Here is a 23,295-nt window from a genome sequence, read left to right on the forward strand (position 1 = left end):
AACCAAGTTCAACGATTACTTCGCGTAACGCCCACTACCGGGACATCGCAACAGTCGCACAGCCCTTTGATAACAACGCAATAACTCAAACGTCTAACTGATCGGTATGGCGCCGCTTAGAGTGCGGCGGCGGGACCGCTTTCCCGAACCGCTCGGAGTTGCCCCCATGAACCCTCGTCGCAGTAACAGTTCGCTCCCCAAACCCGGCCGGTCGGCCTATGGGGTGGCGAGCGCCGTCGTCCTGCTCCTCATACCCGTGGTCGTGCTGTTCGGCGGCAACTGGCTGCAGGACTTCCTCAACTTCGGGGCCGGCGTGCTGTCCCTGGTGTGCCTCACCTGCTCGGTCATCTGGGGCCTGGTCGCCCAGGACCGGCTCATCCTCAACATCCGCCAGCGCATCGTCGCGCAGGGTGTGCACCGGGTGACCGCCGTCGCCTCGATCGCCTTCCTGCTCGTCCACATCACCGTCAAGCTGGCGCTCGACCACACGGTCCTCATCGCCGCGGTGATCCCCTTCAGCCTCGGCGTCAAGGGCAGCGCGGGCCTCATCGGCCTCGGCTCGCTCGCCGGACTGCTCATGATCTTCGTGGGCGTCACCGGTGCCCTGCGCAACCAGTTCGCGTCCCCGGCGCCGGTCGCCGCGCGCTGGCGCGCGATGCACATGCTGGCCTACCCGGCCTGGTGCGCCGCCCTGGTCCACGGCCTGTTCGCGGGCCGCCCCGCCAAGACGTTCTTCATGGTGTCGTACGAGCTGTGCCTGGTCGGCGTCGCCGCCGCGATCGCGCTGCGGGCCGCGCCCCGCCCGTTCAAGCGCAGGGTCGCCGACCGGCTCGTCGCACTCCTGGGCAACGAGCCCATCGGGCGCGACGACCGCGACGACCTGGACGCGAGCCGGTCCCGCATGGCGGAGACCTCCTCCGCGCTGCCCGGGATGCCCGGCTACGACAACCGGCGCCCCGCGCGCGACGACCGGCCCGGACCCCGGACGCCCTCCTACGAGCCGCCCGCCCCGGACCCCGCGCCCGGCTTCGCGGCCGCCTACCGGGCCGTGTCCACGCCCCGCCAGCAGCCCTGGGCGGGCGGACAGGGCACGGGCCTGCCGATGGACCAGCTGCCCACCCAGGCGATGCCGCGCGTGGACGGCCCCTCCAGCACCTCGGGCACCTGGCCCGTCCCGTCCCCGCCGCCGGTCGGCGAGGCGCCCCCGTCGGCGTACGACCCGCTCCAGGACACCGGATACACCATCCCGGCCCAGGGCAATCCGGGCACCGGCGGGTACGGCGGGAGTGATGTGTACAACACCGGTGAGACGAACGTGCCCTACGGGACGTACAACCCGGGTGACACGTACAACAGCGGTCCCGCCACTGAACCACCGCCCGGCACCCCGTCCTTCGACACGCCCGGCCCGGGCGAACCGTGGAACACGCCTTCCGGAGGCTATAGGTGAACGAGGCCCTGCCCGACGTACCCGAAGTCCGCGTGGTCGGTCTTCCGCAGCTCACGTCGGGCTTCGACCTTGTCGAACGACTCGATCTCCCCATGCACCTCAAGGTGCACGGGCCGCTCGAACCCCTGGGCGGTGAACAGCTCGCGCAGCTCTCCGAGCGCATCAACCTGAAGGGCCGCGGCGGTGCGGGCTTCCCCTTCCACAAGAAGCTGCGCTCGGTCGCCGAGGCGGCGATCAAGCGCGGCGTGCGGCCGGTCGTCGTCGTCAACGGCAGTGAGGACGAACCGGCCTGCCGCAAGGACACGGTGCTCATCAACCGTGCCCCGCACCTCATCCTGGACGGCGCGCTGCTGTGCGCCGAGGCCATGGGCGCGCGCACGCTCGTGATCGCCGTCACCCGCGAGTCCACCCAGCGCTCCATGGAGGCCGCGCTCGCCGAACGCGGCCTGAGCAACAGCCGCCGCTCCGCCCTGCGCGCGTGGGTGCAGCGCAACCCGGTCCGCATGGTCACCGGCGCCGCCGCGTCGGTGATCCGCTCCGTCGACGGCGGCCCCGCGATCCCGCCGGGCCGCAAGGTCAGCGCCTCGCAGACCGGCGTCGGCGGCGCCCCCACCCTGCTGTCGAACGCCGAGACGTTCGCCCAACTCGCCATCGCCGCCCGCATCGGACCCGAGCGCTACGGCAACACCGGCCTGTACGACGAGCCGGGCACCGTCATGCTCACGGTCTCCGGCGCGGTCGCGCGCCCCATGGTGATCGAGGTCCCCACGGGCGTCCCGCTGCGCTACGTCCTCCAGCTCGCCGGCGCCCCGCCGGTGCCGCAGGGCGTGCTCACCGGCGGCTACCACGGCAAGTGGATCGACGCGGCGACCGTCAACGAGGCGATCGTCTCCCGCAACTCCCTGGACGCGGTGGGCGGTTCGCTGGGCGCCGGCGCCATCCTGCCGATCACCCAGGAGACCTGCCCGCTGGGCGAGTCGCTGCGGGTGGCCCAGTGGCTGGCCGAGGAGAGCGCGGGCCAGTGCGGCCCCTGCTACCTCGGGCTGCCGGCCGCCGCGCGCGGTATGGAGGACATCCTCAACGGCGGCGGACCGGCCGCCCTGGAGGCGCTCAAGCAGGTCGCCAAGAACGTGAAGCGGCGCGGCGCGTGCTCGCACCCCGACGGCTCCGCGATGTTCCTGGAGTCGACCATCAAGGCGTTCACCGACGACCTCGCCGCCCATGTCCTCGGAAACGGCTGCGGACGGCCCGTGGAGGGCGTCCTGCCGCTCTTCGAGGGGGGCAGGACCCCCGCGGGCATCACCTCCGGCGCGGAGCCCGAGGACAGCGGCGCCAGCCGTCAGAAGATCTACGTCGACTGGACCCTGTGCCGGGGCCACGGCCTGTGCGCGGACATCCTCCCGGAGGTCTTCCAGCTCGGCGCCGACGGCTTCCCGACCGTCGCGCAGGCGAAGGTGCCGCAGTACGCGGAGGCGAAGGCGCTGCGCGCGGTGCGCCGCTGCCCGGCCCTCGCGCTGCGCCTGGAGGAGGACACCCGCGCGCAGGCGCCCTCCCGCAATCTGCCGGTCCTCTCGCAGGGCCGCGGCCGCCGCGCCCTCGGCCGCTGAACCAAGCGGTGGGGGCCGTCCGGAGACGGACGGCCCCCACCGCGGGCGCACTCCGAAGCCGTGCACGCCCCGCGACGCCGTACACACGTCCAAGCCGTACACACGCCGAAGGCGGACCGTCCGATCGGACGGTCCGCCTTCGATTTCTGTGGAGCTAAGGAGAATTGAACTCCTGACCTCCTGCATGCCATGCAGGCGCTCTACCAACTGAGCTATAGCCCCTCGCTGTGGTCCGCCCGGTTTCCCCGGCGGCGACGCCAACATTACACGGTCGACAGGGCACACCACCAAATCGTTTCCGTTCTGGGCCGTTACGGGCACTAGTGTCGCTTTCCGTGACCGTGATCGCGTTCTCCGGGGCCCACCGTCGGACCCCGGTCGCCCTCGGGGCGTGCCTGGTGTCGTTCGCCGTGTTCTGGCTGGCGCAGCGGGCCGCGCACGTGTCGATGATCGACCTGATGGTGTACCGGGCCGAGGGGGCGACCGTCCGCGCGGGAGGCGACCTCTACGCCCTGCGGACGACCGCGTTCCGGCTGCCCGCCACCTACCCGCCGTTCGCCGCCCTCCTGTTCACCCCCCTCACGCTCCTGGACACCGGCCAGCTGCGCGCCCTGGCGACGGCCGGCAACCTCGCCCTGCTGATCGCGTTCGTCCGGCTGTCGCTGCTCCTCGTCGGGCACGCGCGCCGGGCGAGCGTGTGGTGGGTCGCGGCGCTGGCCGTGTGGTGCGAGCCGGTGTGGACGACCCTGCGCTACGGGCAGGTCAACCTGCTGCTCGCCGTCCTGGTCCTGGGCGACCTGGTGCGCCGCTCCCCCGGCGCCCGCTGGGCCGGTGCGGGCCTCGGGCTCGCCGCCGCGGTCAAGCTGACGCCGGCGCTGTTCGTGGTCTTCCTGGTGGCGACCGGGCTCACCGCGCGGCTGCGGGGCGTCGACCCGGACCCCTGGCTGCGGCCCGCGCGCGGGGCGGTCGCCGCGTTCGCCGGGGCGACGCTGCTCGCGGCGGCCGTCCTGCCGTACGACTCCTGGCGCTTCTGGACCGGCGTGGTGCTGCGCACGGGACGGGTGGGGCACGCCGAGGAGACCGCGAACCAGGCCCTGCGCGGCGTTCTGGCGCGCGTCCTGCACACGCCCGAGCCGGGAGCCCCCTGGGCCGTCGCGGCGGCCCTGGTGGCCCTCTCGGGCCTCGCCGTGGCGGTCGCGGCGGAACTGCGCGGGCGGCACGGCCCGGCGGTCGTGGCGTGCGCGGTGACGGCGCTGCTGATCTGCCCGGTGTCGTGGTCCCACCACTGGGTGTGGTGCGTGCCCGTGGTGCTCGTGCTGTGGACGCGCGGACACCGCGCGGTCGCCGCGGGCACGCTGCTGGTGTTCTGCTCGTACGTCCCGTGGTGGGTGCCGCACGGCTCCGGACGACCCGAACTCCACCAGGGAGCCAGCGAGTTGGCGCTCTGCTCGCTCTACGCGGCGGCCGGGCTGTGCTTCCTGTCGCTCGCCGGACGCCGCCTCCGGCACCCGGCGGACGTCACGCCGTCACGAACGAGTAGAACCGTTTGAGGGTGCAGTGCTCCTCCAGGAGCCGCCCGTAGATCGGCTCGCCCTCCAGCTCGCGGTACGTCTCGATCGGGTCGCCTTTTATGATCAGCGCCCGCGCGCATTCCTCGCACCAGTACTGGTAGTCGGGGTTGATCGGCTCCATGTCGCGGACGATCGGGGTACCGCTCCCGCACCAGTCGCACTTACGCCTGTGTGCACCCATCGATCAGCTCCAGCTGTGGCCGCAGGCCGTGCACACGTAGGAGATTCCGCCGTTGTCGCCGAGCACTTGGGCCACATGCGCGGAACCGCAGGAAGGGCAGCTGAGGCGGATCGCCGTCTCCCGTGTCAACGCCGCAGCGAGGAGGTGGCCGCCCTCCTCCAGGATGCTCGCAGGCATCGCTACTCCCTCCCGTCGGGCCGCGCCCCCTTCCGGCCGTTTGATTCTGCCACGGCCGGGCCGACACGGTCAGCGACGCCTCAGTACCAGTCCGGACACGACGAGCGCGGAAGTCGTCCTCGCAGAGGTATACGCCTGTGGGGGCCCCGGTGACTCAAGCAGTTTCGGACAACAAGAAATCCCGCCCTCGGGAGGACGGGATTCTTCGGGATGTGGAGCTAAGGAGAATTGAACTCCTGACCTCCTGCATGCCATGCAGGCGCTCTACCAACTGAGCTATAGCCCCTGGTTCCACACGACCTGGGCCGTATGGTGTTTCGCCCCGCTCGGCGGGGCGAACAAGAAGAACTCTAGCCTGCGACCTGCCGCAAAGTGAAATCCGGGCCCCGGCGTCCCGTACGGCGGCTCAGTCGTCGTCGCCGAGGACCGGCTCGGGCAGCGTGCCGGCGTTGTGCTCCAGCAGCCGCCAGCCGCGGGCGCCCTCGCCGAGGACGGACCAGCAGCAGTTGGAGAGACCGCCGAGGCTCTCCCAGTGGCGGGCCTCCAGGCCGAGCAGGCGGCCGATGGTCGTACGGATCGTGCCGCCGTGGCTGACCACCACGAGCGTGCCGTCCTCGGGCAGCTTCTCGGCGTGCCGCAGCACGACGGGGGCGGCCCGGTCGGCGACCTCGGTCTCCAGCTCCCCGCCGCCGCGGCGCACCGGCTCGCCGCGCTTCCACGCGGTGTACTCCTCGCCGTACCTGACGATGATCTCCTCGTGCGTCAGGCCCTGCCAGACGCCCGCGTACGTCTCCCGCAGGGCCTCGTCGCGGGTGATCTCCAGGCCGGTGAGCGCGGCCAGCTCGGCGGCCGTCTCCGAGGCCCGCCTGAGGTCCGAGGCGACGATCGCGTCCGGGCGCAGGGAGGCGAGCAGCCGGGCGGCGCGGCGGGCCTGGCCTACGCCGGTCCCGGTCAGCTCGACGTCCGTGGTGCCCTGGAAGCGGCGCTCCACGTTCCAGGAGGTCTGGCCGTGCCGCCACAGGATGATCCGGCGCCCCCGGCCGGCCCTGCCGTCGGACACCTCGCCGGTGGCGCTCATCGCCACTCCCCGGAGGGCTCCGCGGCCTCCTCCGCGGCCTGGAGCCTGGCGTGCTCCGCGCCCTTGCCGCGGGTGGCCTTGGCGTCGGCGGGCAGCTCGATCTCGGGGCAGTCCTTCCACAGCCGCTCCAGGGCGTAGAAGACCCGCTCCTCGCTGTGCTGCACGTGGACGACGATGTCGACGTAGTCGAGCAGGATCCAGCGGGCCTCGCGGTCGCCCTCGCGGCGCACGGGCTTGGCGCCCAGCTCCTTCTGCAGCCGCTCCTCGATCTCGTCGACGATCGACTTGACCTGGCGGTCGTTGGGGGCGGAGGCGAGGAGGAAGGCGTCCGTGATCGACAGGACGTCGCTGACGTCGTAGGCGATGACGTCGTGGGCGAGCTTGTCGGCGGCCGCCTGGGCGGCGGCGTTGATGAGCTCGAGGGAACGGTCGGTAGCGGTCACTGCATGGCTTTCCGTCGGCGGTCTGTTGACCTCAAGGGTCTCACGGACCGCCGGGGGCACCCCAGGTGATTGCCGGATCACCTGGGGTGCCTCACCGGGCGTGACGCGGCCGTCACGTGGACGGCGGCTCGTAGTCCTGGCCGAGGACCACCGAGACGTCCGTGTTCGCTCCGACGTCGCCCTTCGTCACGGCGCCGTCGGGCAGCCCCAGGGTCTTGGCGACCTCGGAGGCGTTGTCCTTGTCCGCGGCGTCGGAGTACAGCACCTGGGACGTGGTGCGGGCGGCGGAGGCGGTGCCGCCGTCCTGGAAGGAGAAGCCGCCGTTGAGCAGGACCACGCGGGCCTTCTCGGCGTCGTCCTTGAGGCCGGTGGCGTTCTGCACGGAGACCCGGACCGCGTCGCCCGCGTCGGGGCTCTTGGCGGTGCCGCCCAGGATGTCCTTGACGACGCTGGTGCTGGTCTGCGCGGTGAGGGTGCCGTCGGACCGGAGCGGCAGGAGCGCCGTCCTGTAGTCGCCGCCCTTGGCGAGGTCGGCGAGCTTGGCCAGGAAGGCGCCGAGGTTCTTGTCGGACAGCGGCGGCTCGATGATCTGGCCGAGCGTCTGCACGGTGACGGTGGCGCCCTGGGCGTCGGAGGACAGCTTGCGCAGCACGCCCTGGAGGACCTGGCCGAACCGCTCCAGCTGGGCGTTGTCGGCCTCGCCCGGGGCCCGGTAGGTGGCGTAGGCGACGGCCGCCTTGCCGGAGAGCGTCTGATCCTTGCCCTGGCGGACGAGGGGGGTGCCGCCCTTCTTCTTGGCGGCGGGGTCGGGCACGTCGGCGTTGGTGTCGATGTCGATGTTGCCGACGAGTTCGACCAGGTTCTGGAGGTAGGGCGTGTCCAGGCGCCAGGTGCCCTCGATGTCGGTGCCGAGGACGGTGTCGAGCTGGTCGCGGGTGCCGGAGGACCCGTCGTCGTCGACGGACTTGGCGAGAGTGGTGACGGAGCCGTCGTCGTCGCTGAGGGCGAGGGAGTTGGGCAGCAGGACGGTGGTGCCCTGCTTGGTGGTGGTGTTGTCCACGAGCAGCGCCGTGGAGGTGCCGCCCTTCGCCGTGTTGTGCAGGTGGACGACGATCACGTCGCGGTTCTGGTCGGCCACCGCCGTCGCGGTGCCGGACTTGGTGCCGGACTCGGACAGCCCGGGCAGCTTCCCGTCGTACCAGAGGTAGCCGACGCCGCCGACGACCACCAGGGCGAGGACGACGACCAGGGCGACGATCCGGCCACGGGCCCTGCGGCGGGCCTCCTCACGGCGCTCGGTGCGGTTCTCCGTGAACTTCAGCCAGTCGATGACGTCCTCGGAGTCGCCGTCCGGCTCCTCCGCGAACGCGAACTGCTCGGTGCCGTCGCCCCGTTCGCCCGCCGCGGGCGCGTCGGCGGACCCGGTCCGGTACGCGCCGTGGCCGGTCTCCGCGTGGTCGGTCTCGCCGCGGTCGGCCGGTCCCGGCTGGTGCGGGATGTGCGCGGTCTGCTCGCCGGCCCGGGGCTGCCGGGCGTCGGCCTGCTGCTGCCCGTAGGCGTCGTAGGACTGCGGCTGGGCGGTGGTGCCGGTGCCGTAGGGGTCGTACGCGTCATAGGGCTGCGCCTGGGGGTGGCCGCCCGTGTCGTAGCCGCCGTACCCCGGGACGGACTGCTGCTGCCCGGTCGCGTACGGGTCGTAGCCGTAGCCCTGTTGTTGCTGCTGCTGTTGCTGTTGCTGTTGCTGTCCGTACGGGTCGTACGTGCCCCGGGGGTCGTGCTGGGCCGGGATCTGGCGGTACACGGGCCTGCCGTACTCGTCGTAACCGACGATCTCGTACTGGTCGCCCGCGTACCCCGGGTCGTATCGGTCGTTCACCGGTGCCCCTCTCGGCTCACTCGCCGCGGTACAGCTCGCGCTTGTCGATGTAGCGCACGACTCCGTCCGGCACCATGTACCAGATGGGGTCGCCCTTGGCGACTCTCGCACGGCAGTCTGTGGAGGAGATGGCGAGGGCGGGGACCTCGACCAGCGAGACGCCGCCCTCCGGCAGCCCGGCGTCCGTGAGGTGGTGTCCGGGCCGGGTCATGCCGATGAAGTGCGCCAGTGAGAACAGCTCCTCCGTGTCGCGCCAGGTCAGCAGCTGGGCGAGGGCGTCGGCTCCGGTGATGAAGAAGAGGTCGGTGTCCGGGTTGAGCGAGCGCAGGTCGCGCAGGGTGTCCACGGTGTAGGTGGGGCCGCCGCGGTCGATGTCGATGCGGCTGACCGAGAACTGGGGGTTCTCGGCGGTCGCGATGACCGTCATCAGATAGCGGTCCTCGGCCGGGGAGACCTCGCGGTGGGCCTTCTGCCACGGCTGGCCCGTGGGGACGAACACCACTTCGTCGAGGTGGAACTGCGCGACGACCTCGCTGGCCGCCACGAGGTGCCCGTGGTGGATCGGGTCGAAGGTTCCGCCCATGACGCCCAGGCGGCGCTTTCCCGTGTGCGCGGGGCCGTTGCCCGCCTTGAACGCGGGGGCCCTCATGTCGTGCTCTCCCATGCGTGCAGACCCTACCGGCCCGTTCGGTGGGGCGGCGCCCCGCAGGGGCGCGGCCCCCGGCCGCGGGACGTTCAGCGGTCCCGGTTGAAACGGGTCGTGATCCACAGCAGGAGCAGCAGGATGAGGAACGCGCCGCCACCGGTGACGAGCGGGTCGAGGCTGTTGTGGTTGCCGCCGTGCTCCTCGCCCTCGGCGGCGAGCGTGACCAACTGGGCTGCGGTGCTCTGGAAGCTCATCTTCGGCAGGACCTATCCGGTGTGGGCGGGATAAAGATGTCGGCCCATCGTAAGCGGGGCACCCCACGGCGATCACCCCGACTCCGCCGTCGGGGACGGGCGGGGAACGATCCGGGCGTCTCAGTCGTCCTTCTGCCTGTACCCGCGCAGCAGGAACCACGCGGTCAGTACACAGCCGACGATCATCACGACGAGGACGACACGGAGCAGGTTGCCCGCACCGTGCTGCTGGGCGGCGCTCGCGGCCTGGGTCAGCCAGGCGGCCGGGGACGGGTGCTCCATGATGACGTTCTCCTTCGGCTGTACTGCCCGTCCACGGTATCCCCGCCTAGGCTGGGGCCTGCCTCGGGGGCACATCGGGACACAGACGCACATGGGGGACCACATGTCCGACGACGGTCACGAGCAGAACGGGCACGAGCGGGTGCCCAGCAGGCAGCGCAGGCGCTTCCCGGGGATCTCCTCGCGGGCGTACGAGCACCCCGCCGACCGGTCCGCCCTGGTGGCGCTGCGCAAGCTGAGCGGTTTCGACACGGTCTTCAAGGCGCTCAGCGGGCTGCTGCCCGAGCGGAGCCTGAGGCTGCTGTTCCTGTCGGACTCGGTCCGGGTCTCGGACCGCCAGTTCGCGCACCTCAACGACATGCTGCGGGACGCCTGCTACATCCTGGACCTGGAGAAGGTCCCGCCGATGTACGTCACGCAGGACCCGCAGCCCAACGCGATGTGCATCGGTCTGGACGAGCCGATCGTGGTGGTGACCACCGGGCTCGTCGAGCTGCTCGACGAGGAGGAGATGCGGGCGGTCGTCGGCCACGAGGTGGGGCACGCGCTGTCCGGGCACGCGGTGTACCGCACGATCCTGCTGTTCCTGACGACGCTGGCGCTCCGGGTGGCCTGGATACCCCTGGGCAACCTCGCGATCATGGCGATCGTGACGGCGCTGCGGGAGTGGTTCCGCAAGTCGGAGCTGTCCGCGGACCGGGCGGGGCTGCTGGTCGGGCAGGACCTCCAGGCGTCGATGCGCGGCCTGATGAAGATCGCGGGCGGCAACCATCTGCACGAGATGAACGTGGACGCGTTCCTGGAGCAGGCCGAGGAGTTCGAGACGGGCGGGGATCTGCGCGACTCGGTGCTGAAGATCCTGAACGTGCTGCCCCGCTCGCACCCCTTCACCGTGGTCCGGGCGGCCGAGCTGAAGAAGTGGGCCGCCTCCCGGGACCACCAGCGGATCATGGACGGGCACTATCCGCGGCGCGACGAGGACAAGGACACCTCGGTCACCGACTCGTTCCGGGAGTCGGCGGCGAGCTACGCGAGCGGTGTGAAGAACTCCAAGGACCCGCTGATGAAGCTGGTCACGGACCTGGCGGGCGGCGCGGGCGACCTGGGCGGCCGGGTCAGGCGCGGCTTCAGCGGCTTCACGGGCCCGACCCCGCCGAAGAACCACGACCCGCACGAGAACGACGGGACGGACGACCGGGACGACGACGGGCGCTGACCACCGGCGGCGCCTGACGACGGCGGCCCACGCCCGACGACAGACGCGGGTGCGTCACGTCGTCGGCTGGGACTTCGTCGCCAGGGTTCCACACAGGGCCGTGGGGCTGCCCGTCGCATAGGGATCGGTGCCGGCCGGGCCTCCCGTCCCCGGGGCCTGGCCGGCCAGCAGCGGGCGCAGATGGTCGGCGGAGTCCTCGGCGCAGGACAGGGGGCCCGCCTGGACGTGGGAGACGACCAGCTGGGTCTGGTTGGTGCGCAGGTCGGCGCGGTCGAAGCGGAAGGTCAGCGCGCGGCGCACGGTGAACAGGGAGACCCGGGTGCCGTCCGCCGCGCCGGCCGGCCGGAGCGCGTAGACGACGGTGTGGTCGGCGGTGACCTCCAGCGTGGACTGGTCGGCCTCGCCGGCGTGGAGGCTGCCGCGGACGCGGATCCTGGGGTCGGCCAGCTCGGCGCGGGCGGGGTCGAAGCGGACCACCCAGCCGGTGGGGGCGTGCCGTCCGTCGGCGGCGGGGTGCTCGAAGCTGCGGTCGAACTGGTCGAGCTGGCCGGGGTCGAGCAGCATCCGGGCGAGATGGACCTGGCTGCCGTCGAGCACCTCGGGGTAGAGCGAGGAGCGCACGACGTAGCTCTGCGCGATGGTCAGCGCGGTCTTCACGTCGGTGCCGGAGAAGTGCGCGGTGCGCCGCCAGGCGGGCAGCGGGACGCCCTCGCTGCCGACGTCGAAGTGGGCGGCGGGGCTGTGGGCGTACAGCGCCTCGGCGTCGTCCCCGCCGGGCACCCGGCCCTGCGGGGACAGGGGTATGACGGTCATCCGCAGCGGTTCCACGGCCGGCCGGGTCTGCGGGCTGCCGTAGGGGTGGCGTACGCCCATGTAGATCGCGGTGCCGAAGGCGACGGCGATCAGCAGGACGAGGATCAGGGCCTGCCGGGACAGTCCGCGGTGCAGTTGGGGGCGGCGGCGTACGGCGGGGGCGTGGTCGGTCAGGCGTTCGCGCGCGGAGAACTCCTGGAGGCGGGCAGCACGGACGAACGACTCGTCGAAGACGACGGATCGGTATTCGTCCTCTCCGCCACCACGAGCGCCCTCGGATGTCCCCTCGGGTGGTTCTCCTGGCCCGCCCATACCTTCAGAGTAGGTCTCACGAGCCCCGGGTAAACGCCCCGTTGCACGACAAGTTCTGACAGGTTCTCACCAGAACCCGGCCAGGGCGTTCAGGGTGTGGGCGGGATCGCGGAGACGGCCGGCCGGGAGTAGTCGGCGGATGTGGACGGGGCCGCGGCGGTCCCCTGTTCGAGGCCGGTGGAGGCGGGCGCCGGGACCTGGTCGCGGTTGCCCGAGGAGGTGCCCCGGTAGACGGCGGCGAAGGCCAGCGCGACCATGCCGACGCCCATCACGACGGCGAGCACCCAGGCGACGGGGCGGTGCCAGCGGACGTGCTTGCCGTACGGCCAGGGGCCGCCGCGGGAGTGTGCGGGGCCGTCGAGGTCGTCCAGGTCGTCGAACTCGTCGTCGTGGCCGAAATCGGCGCCCTCGGGGCCGTACACGTCGTCGTAGCGGTCGCCGCGCGCATGGGCGCGGCGGGCCTCCGCCTCGGACGCCTCCGCTCTCGCCTGCGCGGCGGCCAGGAGGCGTTCGACGGCGGTCGGCTCGTGCACCACGGCCGCCCGTACGAAGTCCTCGTCGAAGACCACGGAGGCGAACTCTTCGTCCGGCACCCCGTGGTCGTGGTCGTCGTCGGGCTCCCAGCCGTCAGGGAACGGCGTGCCCCCCACGTCCTCCGGCACGGATCCAGGGTAGACCTGGGGGGTCAATTTGGGCAGACGGTACGGAAATTCATCCGCCTGCTGAGACGACCGTCACGCGCCGGGGTCAGCGGCGGACGTGGCCGTCGCCGGTGACGATGTACTTCGTGCTGGTCAGCTCGGGCAGGCCCATGGGGCCGCGGGCGTGCAGCTTCTGCGTGGAGATGCCGATCTCGGCGCCGAAGCCGAACTCGCCGCCGTCGGTGAAACGGGTGGAGGCGTTCACGGCGACGGTGGTGGAGTCGACCAGCTGGGTGAAGCGGCGGGCGGCCTGCTGGGAGGTGGTGACGATCGCCTCGGTGTGGCCGGAGCTCCACAGCCGGATGTGCTGGACGGCCTTGTCGAGCGAGTCGACGACGGCGGCGGCGATGTCGTACGAGAGGTACTCGGTGTCCCAGTCGTCCGGGGTGGCCTCGACCACGGTGGCCCGGGAGTCCTTGGCGTGTGCGAGGACGCGTTCGTCGGCGTGGACGGTCACCCCGGCGTCGGCGAGGGCGTCGAGGGCGCGGGGCAGGAACTCGGCGGCGATGTCCTGGTGGACCAGGAGGGTCTCGGCGGAGTTGCAGACGCTGACGCGCTGGGCCTTGGAGTTGATCAGGATGTCGACGGCCATGTCGAGGTCGGCGTCGGCGTCGACGTAGACGTGGCAGTTGCCGGTGCCGGTCTCGATGACCGGGACGGTGGACTCGGCGACGACGGTCTGGATCAGCGAGGCGCCGCCGCGCGGGATCAGCACGTCGACCAGGCCGCGGGCGCGCATCAGCTCGCGCACGCTCTCGCGGCTCTCGCCGGGCACCAGCTGCACGGCGTCGGCGGGCAGCCCGGCCCCGCCGACGGCGTCGCGGATCACCCGGACGAGGGCGGTGTTCGACTCGTAGGCGGAGGCGGAGCCGCGCAGCAGGACGGCGTTGCCGGACTTCAGGCAGAGGGCTGCGGCGTCCACGGTGACGTTGGGGCGGGCCTCGTAGATGATGCCGACGACACCGAGGGGGACGCGGACCTGGCGCAGGTCGATGCCGTTGGGGAGGGTGGAGCCGCGGACGACCTCGCCGACCGGGTCGGGCAGCGCGGCGACGTCCCGCACGTCGGAGGCGATGGCGCGCACCCGCTCGGGGGTGAGGGTGAGCCGGTCGACGATGGCCTCGCTGGTGCCGGCCTCGCGGGCCTTGGCGATGTCCCGGGCGTTCGCCTCGACGATCTCGCTCGTGCGGACCTCCAGGGCGTCCGCGACGGCGAGCAGCGCGTCGTCCTTCGCGGCCCGCGGCAGCGGCGCGAGGTCCGCGGCGGCCGACTTGGCGCGGTAGGCGGTCTGGACGACCGGGGACATGGAGTCGTACGGCGAGAGCGTCGTCATGAGGGAAGGGTAGTGCGCGGGCGGCGGGCGTTCCCGGTTCGTCCCACACCGCGAGACGGGATCGAAGCGTCGTCGAGAAGCGATCGGAAAACGATCAAAAGGGGTGAACTCCCACCGGCGTCGCGGGCGGCGGACCGTAGCCCTCGGCGATGCGCTGGTGGTAGGTCTCGCGGTCGATGACCTCCAGGCCGACGATCTCCCAGGCGGGCAGCCCGGCGGTCTGGCGGTGCTCGCCCCACAGGCGCAGCGCCACGGCCGCCGCGTCGTGCAGGTCGCGGGCCTCCTCCCAGTAGCGGATCTCGGCGTGGTCGCCTGCGTATCTGCTGGTCAGCAGGAAGGGGTGGTCGTGGGCGAGCTGTTCCAGGGCCCGGCGCAGCTCCGTGAGGGGGACCTCGTCGCCGGAGACGCTGAGGGTGACGTGCCACAGGCGCGGCAGGTCCTTGGGCGCCTCGTAACGGTCGCCGGCCGCGACGCTCGTCAGCGGGCGCTCCTCGCCGGGGGTTCGCGAGGATGAACCACCGCGGGACGCCGGCGCCCCAGGGCGTACTCGTCTCACCACGGCCTCCTTCGCGCGGCGCTCGTGCGGAACGTGCCCCGCGGGCACGCCCCTGAGACAAAGTTGAGCAGGCCGCACGCCTCCGCGTGGCGGTTTTACGGAACGTCCCCCACCGGGGGCGGCGGGGACGCCGGGTTTTACGGGTTTTACGGGTGGAGGATCACCAGGTCGTCCCTGTGTACGACCTCGCGTTCGTAGGCGGGGCCCAGTTCACGGGCGAGGTCGTGGGTGGAGCGGCCGATGAGCCGGGGGATCTCCCTGGCGTCGAAGCTGACGAGTCCGCGGGCCACGGCGTGCCCCTCGGTGTCGCGCAGTTCGATGGGGTCGCCGGCGCTGAACTCGCCCTCGACGGCGGCGATCCCGGCCGGCAGCAGGGACTTGCGGCGTTCGACGACCGCGCGCACGGCGCCGTCGTCGAGGGTGAGCGCGCCCTGCGGGGTGGAGGCGTGCTGGAGCCACAGCAGCCGGTCGGCGGAGCGTTTGCCGGTGGGGTGGAAGTAGGTGCCGGTGTCGCCGCCGCCGAGGGCGTCGGCCGCGTGGACGGCGCTGGTGAGCACCACGGGGATGCCGGCGGCGGCCGCGATCCGGGCGGCCTCGACCTTGGTGACCATGCCGCCGGTGCCGACGCCCGCCCGGCCGGCGCTGCCGATCTCGACGTGGGCGAGGTCCTCCGGGCCCCTGACCTCCGTGACGCGCGAGGTACCGGGGCGGCTGGGGTCGCCGTCGTAGACGCCGTCGACGTCGGAGAGCAGGACGAGGAGGTCGGCGTGGACGAGGTGGGCGACGAGCGCGGCGAGGCGGTCGTTGTCGCCGAAGCGGATCTCGTCGGTGGCGACGGTGTCGTTCTCGTTGACGACGGGGAGGGCGCCCATCGCCAGGAGTTTGTCGAGGGTGCGGGAGGCGTTGCGGTGGTGGGCGCGGCGGCTCATGTCGTCGCTGGTGAGCAGCACCTGGCCGACACGGACGCCGTAGCGGGCGAAGGAGGCGGTGTAGCGGGCGACGAGGAGTCCCTGGCCGACGCTGGCGGCGGCCTGCTGGCGGGCGAGGTCGCGGGGGCGGCGGCGCAGGCCCAGCGGGGCGAGGCCGGCGGCGATGGCGCCGGAGGAGACGAGCACGATCTCCTTCTCCCCGCCGCTGCGGCTCTTGGCGAGGACGTCGACGAGGGCGTCCACGCGGTCGGCGTCGAGGCCGCCCGAGGCGGTGGTCAGCGACGAGGACCCGACCTTGACGACGATCCTGCGAGCCTCACCCACGGCCTGCCTTGCGCTTGCCACCTTGCTGTTCCGTCCCCTCGCCCGCGCTCCCGCTGCCTGGGCGGCAATCTACGCGAACGGCCGCGGGGCACGCGCGTGCGTCCAGCAGGCAGACAGGACCGGGGCGGCCGTCGCGCACGGGGTGATCAGGACCGGCAGGCCATGGACAGATAGACCGGTCCGGCCCACTGCTTCTCGTCCGGGACGTAGGCCACGTACTGCATCATGCACCGACCGCCGTGGTTGAAGGCCCTCAGGTTGGTCAGGTAGGCGCGGCCGGTGTCGAGGCGCCACCCCTTCCCCGGGGCCTTCGCCTCATTCGCCACGTCCTGGCGCGACGCGGGCAGGAAGCCCTCCCGTTCCAGGCCGAGTGCCGAGAGATAGGCCCGGCCGGCCGTCTCGTCGACGGTGAGCTCCAGGTTCGCGGAGGGCCCGTCGCCGCCGTCCGTCTCGCAGAACACGAACCTCGCGCCGCGCGGGATCTCGGGCAGCTCGTAGGTGGAGGTCGCCGAGGAGGGCAGCTCGTCCGTGGAACACCGGTCGTGGCCGGAACCGGCCGGCGAGGACGACGAGGAGTCCGAGGAGGTTACGGTCGGGGACGAGCACGCGCCGAGCGGCAAGGCGAGCGCCAGGCCCACGGCGGCTCCGGTGAGCGCACGGCGCATGCGGCGGTTCCTCGGACGTGACTCGGGTGAAACTGACGACACGTGAACGTACCTCTCGGGCACCCTTCCGTCCACCGGGGGTCAGCCGACGTAATTGTGCGTGGAACTCGTCCCCACCATGGCGAACTCCCGTGCCACGCCCAGCTCGTGCAGCTCGGCGAACGGCTTCAGCGAGATGCGCTTGTTGAGGACGGGGATGTTCGCGGTCTTGAACTTGTCGAAGTTCCAGTCCTTGTACACCTCCACCTGGTAATCGATGGATGCCTTTCGCGAGGAGCCCTTGCCGGACATCGAGAGGGTGCCGGTCAGACGCATCTGGGCGTGGCCGATCGCCACCGCCCCGTCACCGCTCGTGAACTGGGTGCCGAGCCATTTGCTGTCCAGCGCGAACGAGCAGGAGCCGTGCGGGCACTTCCCGCGGGCCTCGTCGGACCAGCGGTCGAGCATCCACTGGATTCCCTTGGAGTTCCGGTCGGCGCCCTTGCCCTCGCGGAATCCCGCGTCGCTGGAGATCAGGTCGTCCACGTCCACGCTCTTCTTCCCGCCCAGCGCGCTGCCGTAGTAGTCCCACAGCTGGCAGGTGAGCCAGTAGCCCCGGGCGCAGGCCGCGAGCGTCAGGGTGCCGAATTCGGCTGCCTTGGCGCCGTTGCGCAGGTCGTACGCGCTGTACCAGTGCCACTTGGAGCCGAAGGGCGCGTTCTCGGACGCCGTCTTCGGTGAGTCCCCTCCGGGGGACGAGAGTGTCCCGCCCGTGGTGCTGTCGCCCGTGTCGACCGTGCCCGACGAGGTGTGGGGGCCCGGCCCGCACTCCTCCCAGCCGCCGGTGCAGTCGGCCAGCCGGAGGCCCGACGGGTCGGCCGCGTTGACGGGGTCGTTGTCGCTGTAGCTGTAGGCCGACAGGTTCTGGGGGGTGTACGGCGAGCTGAGTTCGTCCGGGCCGGTGAACCGCCCGAGGCTCGCGTCGTACATGCGGGCGCCGAGGATCGACAGACCGGTGGAGTCGTCCTCCGGTTTGCCGAGGAAGCCGCGGTCCAGACCCGGCGGGAGAGTGCCGTCGACGTCGCGCTCCTTGCCGAAGGGGGTGTAGCGCCTGCGGGTCACGACGCCGCCCAGCGTGATCAGCAGGGACGTGGACGCCTGTGTGTCGCCCAGGAGCCAGGTCAGCCGGCCGGCGCCGGACCCGTCGGCCTCGCGCATCGCGACCGTGGTGCCGGCGGCCGAGTACAGACGGGTGGCCCGTACGGTGCCGCCCGTGGTCCTGTGCAGCTCCTGCCCGTCGAGGTAGAGCACGTTCTCCTGGGGAGAGGTGCGCAGCAGGACGTTGCCGTCCGTGTCGTACGTGTACGTCGACACGGCGTCGCCCGTGGACTTGTGCACCGTGATCCGGTTCACGCGGTTCTGGGCGTTCCAGTCCATGGTGGAGCTGACACCGCCGACCGTGCGGGTGCGCATCTGGCCCGCGGCGGTGTAGCCGTAGGAGTCGGAGCCGGCCTGGGTCACCGCGTGCGGGCGGGCCTGGCCCGCCGTGTACGTGGTGCCGTCGGCGCCGTAGCCGGGGTAGGTGTACTTCTTCGTCGTCGAACCGCTCGCCCCGGTGTCCTTGACGGACATCAGGTTGCCGAGCGCGTCGTAGGAGTACGCCTGGTCGTAGGGGTCGAGGCCGCTGCTCGGGTCGGGCGTCGCCGCTCCCGCGCACCCGCCGTCGGCCTGGGTGGTCCACGCGTGGGTGAGCCGGTTGAGCTCGTCGTACGTGTAGCACTCGCTCTGCCGGGTCACGCCGTCCGCGACTCCGGTGAGCTGGCCGCCGAGGTCACGCATGAACGTGTCGTCCTGCGCCACCTTCGTGGTGTCGGTGCTCACCGTGGTCCTGACGCCGGCCACCGTGCCGCTGCCGTTGGCGTCGTCGAAGGAGTAGGCGCGGCTGATCGTGGCGTCCGGGCCGCCGCTCGCGCCGAACGCGCGGGCGTCGAGACGGCCGACGCGGTCGAACCCGATCGAGGACTGGTACGTGGCCAGCGCGGAGGAGACCTTCGTCGGCCGTCCCTGGCTCGTGTAATCCGTGGTCACGGTCTCCGCGGGCAGTCCGCCCACCGCCGGGTATCTGACGGACGTCGGGTGGTCGGCGAGGTCGTAGCCGTACCCGAAGTCGTAGGTGCCGGCGAAGCCGGACCCGTCGTCCGGAACCGTGTACCTCTTGCCCGTCACCCGGCCGCGGTCGTCGTAGCCGGTGACGGCCACGGTGTAGGCCCGGCCGCCCTCGTAGCTCGTGGACGAGGCCGTCTGCCCCTTGCCCCCGGGAGCGGTGTCGTACGACAGCCTGGAGAGGACCGTCGTGCCCTGGCTGACGGTCGTCGGGCGCTGGAGCGCGTCGTACGCGTACGTCAGTGTCGTGTTGTTGCCGTCGGTCGTCGTGGCCGCCTGGCCGTTGTCGTCGTAGGTGGTCGACGACGGGCCGGCGTCGGGATCGGTGGTCGTGAGGCGCTCGCCCAGCCAGTCGTAGGAGTAGCCGGTGGTGTTGCCCTTCGCGTCGGTGATCTTCTTCAGCTTCCCGCTGCGGGTGTACTCGTACGCCGTCGTCTGCGGCCCGTTCGGGCCGTACTCGACGACCTTTGTGGTCTGGCCGAAGACGTCCGTGTACGTGTCCGTGCGCTCGCCCGTCGCGGGGACCACAGTGGTGCGGTCCCCGAGGTACAGGGTCCGGGTGTGGTTGTCGGGCTGGACGGTGCCGTTCACCAGGGTCTGGACCTCGGTCGTCCGGCCCGCCCAGTCGATGATCGGGTCGGTGTAGGACGGGAGGTCCGCCACCGTGGGCAGCACCATGCCGGAGCCCGCCGCGCCGGAGTTGTAGAAGGCGGCGGAGGTACCCGTCACGTTGCCCGAGGTGTCGTAGCGCGTGGAGACCACCGTCCGGCCGCTCCCTTCGGGCGCCGTCGACTGGGTCTCGCGGGTGCGGCCGAGACCGTCGAGGTACTCGTAGGAGCTCACGTACGAGGTGCCGGACTGCAGGACGCCCGTGGTGACCTTGGGCGCCGCGGTGACCGTGTCGGGGACGCCGTCGGCGTTGGTGCCGGTCGGGACCGTGTAGGTGAACCGCATCGACGGGTTGCCATCCGGATAGGCAGCGATCTCCGTCGGCTTGAAGACCTGGCTGTAGCGGCCCACCGAGTCGAGGACGATCCGGGTGGTACGGCCGCCCGGGTCCAGGATCCGGTACGGGGTGCCCCACAGCCGCGACGACCAGGTGGTCGTGGACATGGCCGTGCCCGGTCCGGTGCCGTCGGGATCGGGGGTCGTGACGGTGACACCGTCGGTCGGCCAGGTGGTGTTCGGCGCGTAGGTCGTCGTGCTCCTGGCGCCCCGGCCGTCGTAGACCGCGACGGCGCGCCCGGCGGCGTCGTAGTCCGTCCTCGTCGTACGGGAGTGGGTCGCGTCCGTGTAGACCGTCTTCGCGGTGGGGTTGCCGTCGACCAGCGCGGTGTCGTTGTCCGTGACCGAGGCCGAACCGTCGTACAGGGTCACCGTGTACGCGTCCTGGTTGGCGGCGGCGCGGGCGGCGCAGTCGGCCGCGTAGTGGCGGCGTTCGTCCTCGACGACCATCCAGCGCTTGACGTCCGAGTCGAGGAAGGCCGACGTGTTGTAGGCGCGGCCGTAGGTGGTGCAGCGGTTGTCGTCGGTGTCGACGAGGCCCCAGTCGTTGGTGCGCAGGGGCAGGCCGTACGTGGTGGACGTGCTGGACGTGTCGTCGTACTCGTCCTTGACCACGTGCTCGCGCCAGCCCTGCGAGGTCAGCTCGTCCGTCGTGGTCTTGCTGTCACGGACGAAGCGCGCGTCGGGCAGGCCGTCGTAGTGGGCGGTGTCGTGGACCCAGTACTCCTTGCGGACGCGCTGGTGCGCGCTTCCGTCGCCGTCGCGCTTCGAGTACTCCAGGGTCTTGCCGGCCAGCCAGGCGGAGTCCGTCCAGGAGTCGCCGAAGCCGTCCGTGACCGTGGCGGCGCGGGTCGCCGACGTGTCCGACTTGGAGGTGCGGTCGCCGTCCAGGCCGCGGTAGAGCCAGTAATAGGTGGAGCCCGCGTTGCTCTTGGTGCCGGTGAAGACCTCGACCTGCGGATAGCCGCGCCAGTCGGACCAGGTCTCGTCGGAGTCGGGGACCAGGGGGTCGTTGGTGAACCGCCACCCGGCGCCGCCGTGGTACTCGTACCGCGTGGTCATGACCGGGTCGCCGTCGCTGTCCGCGCCCTTGCCGACGCCCGGGTCCACGGAGACCTGGGTGACGAGGTACTTCTTGAACCAGCCGGTCTTCGGGGTGTCGGCACCCTCGGGCGTCCACTTCTGCCAGAAGCACAGTTCGGTGTTGGACGACTCGGAGGGCAGGCTGTTGATGTCGCAGGCGTCGTTCGGCTGACCGTAGGTCACGTTGGTCACCGAGCCGAGGTCGCCGTAGACCTTGGTGACCCGGCGGAAGTTCAGTAGGCCCGAGCCGACCTGGTTGTCCAGCCACTCACCATTGAAGTTGACGACCGGCAGGCGCAGGTCGGGGCCGTCGCCGTAGCCCATGCGCTGGACGTAGTCGAGCCACAGGGTCTTGCCGACCGTGCCGTCGGGGTTGGGCAGGCCGTACTTCATCTGGTACTGCATGGCCGGGTCCCACGTCGTGCCGCCGTCGTCGCTGACGTAGGTCTTGACGTCCCACAGCATGTCGGTGGTGAAGAACGTGGGGTAGTACGTCTTGCCCGCGCAGTTGTCGTCCGCCGCGGTGCCGTCGCACATCAGGTCGGTCGGGACGTCGGGGTACGACTCCGGGTCGGTGGAGATGCCGGGGCAGGCCGACGGCTCCTTGCCCAGCGGGTCGAGGTCCTTCATCCGCTCGACGCAGCGGCCGACGTGCCGGAGCTCGACCTTCGCCGGGAGCTTCGCGCCGGAGATCTGGGAGGCCCAGCCGTACTCGATGCGGGTCAGATAGCTCGCCGCGTCGTACGCGCGGGCCTTGTCGGTGTTGATCACCGAGCGGTAGTGGTTGGTCTGCTTGTCGTAGAAGTACGCGTTCTCGACCTCGTTGGGGTCGACGACCCGGTCGAGGTTCCAGCGCCAGGCCTGGGTGCAGGGCTCGGGGAACGAGGCGTGACAGGGCTCGCCCGAGTCGTCGCCGGCCACCGGGACGGTCAGCACGGAGCCGGTGGCGTCGCCGGTGCGCTCGCTGCGGCCCCAGCCGAAGTAGTACCGCATGCCGTCCTGGCTGGAGATCACCCAGTACTCGTCGTCGGCGCCGTGGCCGTTCGACAGGTGCTGCACCCGCCAGCCCGGGTCGTCCAGGACGTGGTACGAGCCCGTGCCGTTGCCGTCCTGGACGAGTTGCGAGCTCACGCCGTTGAGGTTGATGACGTACTCGGCGCCGTCGGGCTCGGTGGTGTGGTTCGGGGACTGCCAGCACAGGTCGCCGACCGTGTTGTTGACGTCCTGCGAGCAGGTCTTGTAGCGCCGCTCGACGTAGCCGACGTCCAGGTCCCAGCCCATGCCCGCCCAGGACGCCTGGTTGTTGGTGGCGGAGGTACGGCCGTCCACGGACTGGGAGTTGTACGACAGGGACAGCGACGGCGTCGCGCCGAAGGGGGCCTTGGGCAGGGTGATCGGCAGGTCGTAGGTGAACGCGCCGGAACCGGTCGACACGGCCCAGGAGCCGCTGGGGGCGAGTGTGGACGCCCGGTAGTCGCCCTGGTCCGACGAGGACCCCGTCGTCAGCGTCGTCACGGTGGCAGTGGCGGCCGCCGTGGACACGAGGCCGTTCAACCGCGGGGTGCCGGTCCCCGTCCCGGCCGTCGGGGCCGGGTCGGCGTCCGCGTAGACCGTGGCCGTCAGCGTGCCGGACTTCTCGTCGTTGACGGCTGGGACGTATCGGCGGTCGTCGGGGGAACAGCCGGGCTCGTCCGGTGTGGTGAGCGCGCACGCCGGGAGTTGCACGAGGCGGAGCCGGGAGGCGAAGTCACCGCCGTACGCGTACCGGAAGCCCGAGTAGTCGATGCTCACGCGCACCGGGCCCGGAGCAGCGGCACGGTCCCTGCGGGTGAGCCGCAGGCCCATGCCGAGGCCGCCGGCAGACTTCACCCGGGCGCGGTCCAGCACCTCGACGTCGACGTCCTGGGGCGCGGGCGCCGTCGGCGTCAGGCCGGTGGCAGGGTCCGATCCGGTGACCGTCCTCGCGGCCCTGCCTCGCGCGCCGAGTTCCGCCTGGGGCGGGGTGCCGGCGACGGCCGCCTGGGCGGCCGTCGGACGCTGCACGGTCACGACGGCGGAGGCGGAGGCGGCGGTGCCGCCGCCGGCGTCGACCACGGCGCCCGACGGGGCGAGGGCCAGGGCGTGCCCCGGCTTCGACGCGCCGAGGTCGATCCGTGCCCGGGTGGGTGCGGGCCAGGTGACCGGCGGCGCCTCGGTCATGGTGCTCTCGGCCTGCTGGCCGGGCACTGCCTCGCCCTTGCGGGCCGGCACGTCGACGGTCCTGTCGTGGGGCCGCGCCACGGCGACGGCCGCGGCGAAGGCGGGAACGGACAGGAAGCCGGACAGCAACGCGCTGGAGACCGCCACGACAAAGCCGCGTCTCAGCGACGACCGCATCACGAACCCCACCCCTCTGGCCGAGAACAGCCACAAACGGTCAAAAAGGCGAGTTCGCAACCCTCGGTCAACACCAGGCCAACACAGAGCGAACACGCGCAGGCCACAAGGTAATCCGGGCGATCAAGATCCCAACTCCCGCAAATCCGCTCCGGAAGGGCAAAAAAACTTCACCGATTGGCCAAGTCTTTACCCATGTCGCACCAACGGACGGCCGTCGTCCACCGTCCATGTCGCCGGCCGTCGCGCGGTGTTTTAATGACCCGCCGCTTTTC

At 71.5% G+C, this 23,295-nt stretch carries 19 protein-coding genes and 2 tRNA genes; 4 read left to right on the top strand and 17 right to left on the bottom strand.

The annotated features are described in order from the left end of the window. Positions 1 to 166: 166 nt before the first annotated feature. Complete coding sequence (locus AB0F77_RS14085) at positions 167 to 1,450, top strand: cytochrome b/b6 domain-containing protein (RefSeq protein WP_361946720.1); 1,284 nt, start codon at positions 167 to 169, stop codon at positions 1,448 to 1,450. Beyond that, positions 1,447 to 3,057 (top strand): NADH-ubiquinone oxidoreductase-F iron-sulfur binding region domain-containing protein, encoded by a 1,611-nt coding sequence (locus tag AB0F77_RS14090; RefSeq protein WP_361946723.1) that lies wholly within the window; start codon positions 1,447 to 1,449, stop codon positions 3,055 to 3,057. The genes AB0F77_RS14085 and AB0F77_RS14090 overlap by 4 nt, the downstream gene beginning before the upstream one ends. Before the next feature lie 149 nt (positions 3,058 to 3,206). Here AB0F77_RS14090 and AB0F77_RS14095 read toward each other — a convergent pair. After that, positions 3,207 to 3,279: transfer RNA gene (locus tag AB0F77_RS14095), tRNA-Ala, on the bottom strand. Between the two features lie 113 nt (positions 3,280 to 3,392). On the opposite strand from AB0F77_RS14095, the gene AB0F77_RS14100 reads away from it, so the two are divergent. Continuing rightward, positions 3,393 to 4,607: a glycosyltransferase 87 family protein gene (locus AB0F77_RS14100; RefSeq protein ID WP_361946726.1), complete on the top strand. Its 1,215-nt coding sequence runs from the start codon at positions 3,393 to 3,395 to the stop codon at positions 4,605 to 4,607. On the opposite strand, the gene AB0F77_RS14105 is transcribed toward AB0F77_RS14100, so the two are convergent. From AB0F77_RS14105 to AB0F77_RS14145, 9 genes are all read right to left on the bottom strand, one after another. Beyond that, positions 4,576 to 4,809 (bottom strand): hypothetical protein, encoded by a 234-nt coding sequence (locus AB0F77_RS14105; protein WP_006136074.1) that lies wholly within the window; start codon positions 4,807 to 4,809, stop codon positions 4,576 to 4,578. The genes AB0F77_RS14100 and AB0F77_RS14105 overlap by 32 nt on opposite strands. A gap of 3 nt (positions 4,810 to 4,812) precedes the next feature. Then, positions 4,813 to 4,986: a hypothetical protein gene (locus AB0F77_RS14110; protein WP_361946728.1), complete on the bottom strand. Its 174-nt coding sequence runs from the start codon at positions 4,984 to 4,986 to the stop codon at positions 4,813 to 4,815. Positions 4,987 to 5,199: 213 nt separating this feature from the next. Continuing rightward, positions 5,200 to 5,272, bottom strand: a tRNA-Ala gene (locus AB0F77_RS14115). A gap of 120 nt (positions 5,273 to 5,392) precedes the next feature. Further along, positions 5,393 to 6,064: a histidine phosphatase family protein gene (locus tag AB0F77_RS14120; protein WP_361946731.1), complete on the bottom strand. Its 672-nt coding sequence runs from the start codon at positions 6,062 to 6,064 to the stop codon at positions 5,393 to 5,395. Beyond that, positions 6,061 to 6,507 (bottom strand): ribosome silencing factor, encoded by a 447-nt coding sequence (gene rsfS, locus AB0F77_RS14125; RefSeq protein WP_361946734.1) that lies wholly within the window; start codon positions 6,505 to 6,507, stop codon positions 6,061 to 6,063. The genes AB0F77_RS14120 and rsfS overlap by 4 nt, the downstream gene beginning before the upstream one ends. A 112-nt stretch (positions 6,508 to 6,619) precedes the next feature. After that, complete coding sequence (locus tag AB0F77_RS14130) at positions 6,620 to 8,383, bottom strand: LCP family protein (RefSeq protein ID WP_361946737.1); 1,764 nt, start codon at positions 8,381 to 8,383, stop codon at positions 6,620 to 6,622. 16 nt (positions 8,384 to 8,399) lie between these two features. Further along, the gene (nadD, locus tag AB0F77_RS14135; RefSeq protein WP_361946740.1) at positions 8,400 to 9,047 is read right to left on the bottom strand and encodes a nicotinate-nucleotide adenylyltransferase; all 648 of its coding nucleotides are present in this window, start codon (positions 9,045 to 9,047) and stop codon (positions 8,400 to 8,402) included. A 71-nt stretch (positions 9,048 to 9,118) separates the two neighbouring features. Further along, entirely contained in the window at positions 9,119 to 9,283 is a 165-nt protein-coding gene (locus tag AB0F77_RS14140) for a hypothetical protein (protein WP_361946743.1), read from the bottom strand. A 120-nt stretch (positions 9,284 to 9,403) separates the two neighbouring features. Then, entirely contained in the window at positions 9,404 to 9,565 is a 162-nt protein-coding gene (locus tag AB0F77_RS14145) for a hypothetical protein (protein WP_361946746.1), read from the bottom strand. A gap of 103 nt (positions 9,566 to 9,668) precedes the next feature. Here AB0F77_RS14145 and AB0F77_RS14150 point away from each other — a divergent pair, with 103 nt between their 5' ends. Next, a complete protein-coding gene (locus AB0F77_RS14150) occupies positions 9,669 to 10,781 on the top strand; it encodes a M48 family metallopeptidase (RefSeq protein ID WP_361946749.1) in 1,113 nt (370 codons plus the stop codon). Positions 10,782 to 10,835: 54 nt separating this feature from the next. Here AB0F77_RS14150 and AB0F77_RS14155 read toward each other — a convergent pair whose 3' ends face one another. The 7 genes from AB0F77_RS14155 to AB0F77_RS14185 all read right to left on the bottom strand — a co-directional run bounded on the left by AB0F77_RS14155 (position 10,836) and on the right by AB0F77_RS14185 (position 23,020). Next, positions 10,836 to 11,906, bottom strand: coding sequence for a hypothetical protein (locus AB0F77_RS14155; RefSeq protein WP_361946752.1), 1,071 nt, complete (start codon positions 11,904 to 11,906; stop codon positions 10,836 to 10,838). A gap of 89 nt (positions 11,907 to 11,995) precedes the next feature. Continuing rightward, a complete protein-coding gene (locus AB0F77_RS14160) occupies positions 11,996 to 12,568 on the bottom strand; it encodes a hypothetical protein (protein WP_361946755.1) in 573 nt (190 codons plus the stop codon). 85 nt (positions 12,569 to 12,653) lie between these two features. After that, on the bottom strand, positions 12,654 to 13,940 hold the full coding sequence (locus tag AB0F77_RS14165; protein ID WP_361946758.1) for a glutamate-5-semialdehyde dehydrogenase: 1,287 nt from the start codon (positions 13,938 to 13,940) through the stop codon (positions 12,654 to 12,656). 94 nt (positions 13,941 to 14,034) lie between these two features. Then, positions 14,035 to 14,496: a hypothetical protein gene (locus AB0F77_RS14170; protein ID WP_361946761.1), complete on the bottom strand. Its 462-nt coding sequence runs from the start codon at positions 14,494 to 14,496 to the stop codon at positions 14,035 to 14,037. A gap of 146 nt (positions 14,497 to 14,642) precedes the next feature. After that, on the bottom strand, positions 14,643 to 15,749 hold the full coding sequence (gene proB, locus AB0F77_RS14175; protein WP_361947100.1) for a glutamate 5-kinase: 1,107 nt from the start codon (positions 15,747 to 15,749) through the stop codon (positions 14,643 to 14,645). Between the two features lie 146 nt (positions 15,750 to 15,895). Beyond that, on the bottom strand, positions 15,896 to 16,414 hold the full coding sequence (locus tag AB0F77_RS14180) for a hypothetical protein (protein ID WP_361946763.1): 519 nt from the start codon (positions 16,412 to 16,414) through the stop codon (positions 15,896 to 15,898). Positions 16,415 to 16,495: 81 nt separating this feature from the next. Next, on the bottom strand, positions 16,496 to 23,020 hold the full coding sequence (locus AB0F77_RS14185; protein ID WP_361946766.1) for an RHS repeat-associated core domain-containing protein: 6,525 nt from the start codon (positions 23,018 to 23,020) through the stop codon (positions 16,496 to 16,498). Positions 23,021 to 23,295: the final 275 nt, after the last annotated feature.

Source organism: Streptomyces sp. NPDC026672, from assembly GCF_040638185.1.
In the GTDB taxonomy this organism is placed as follows: Bacteria; Actinomycetota; Actinomycetes; order Streptomycetales; family Streptomycetaceae; genus Streptomyces.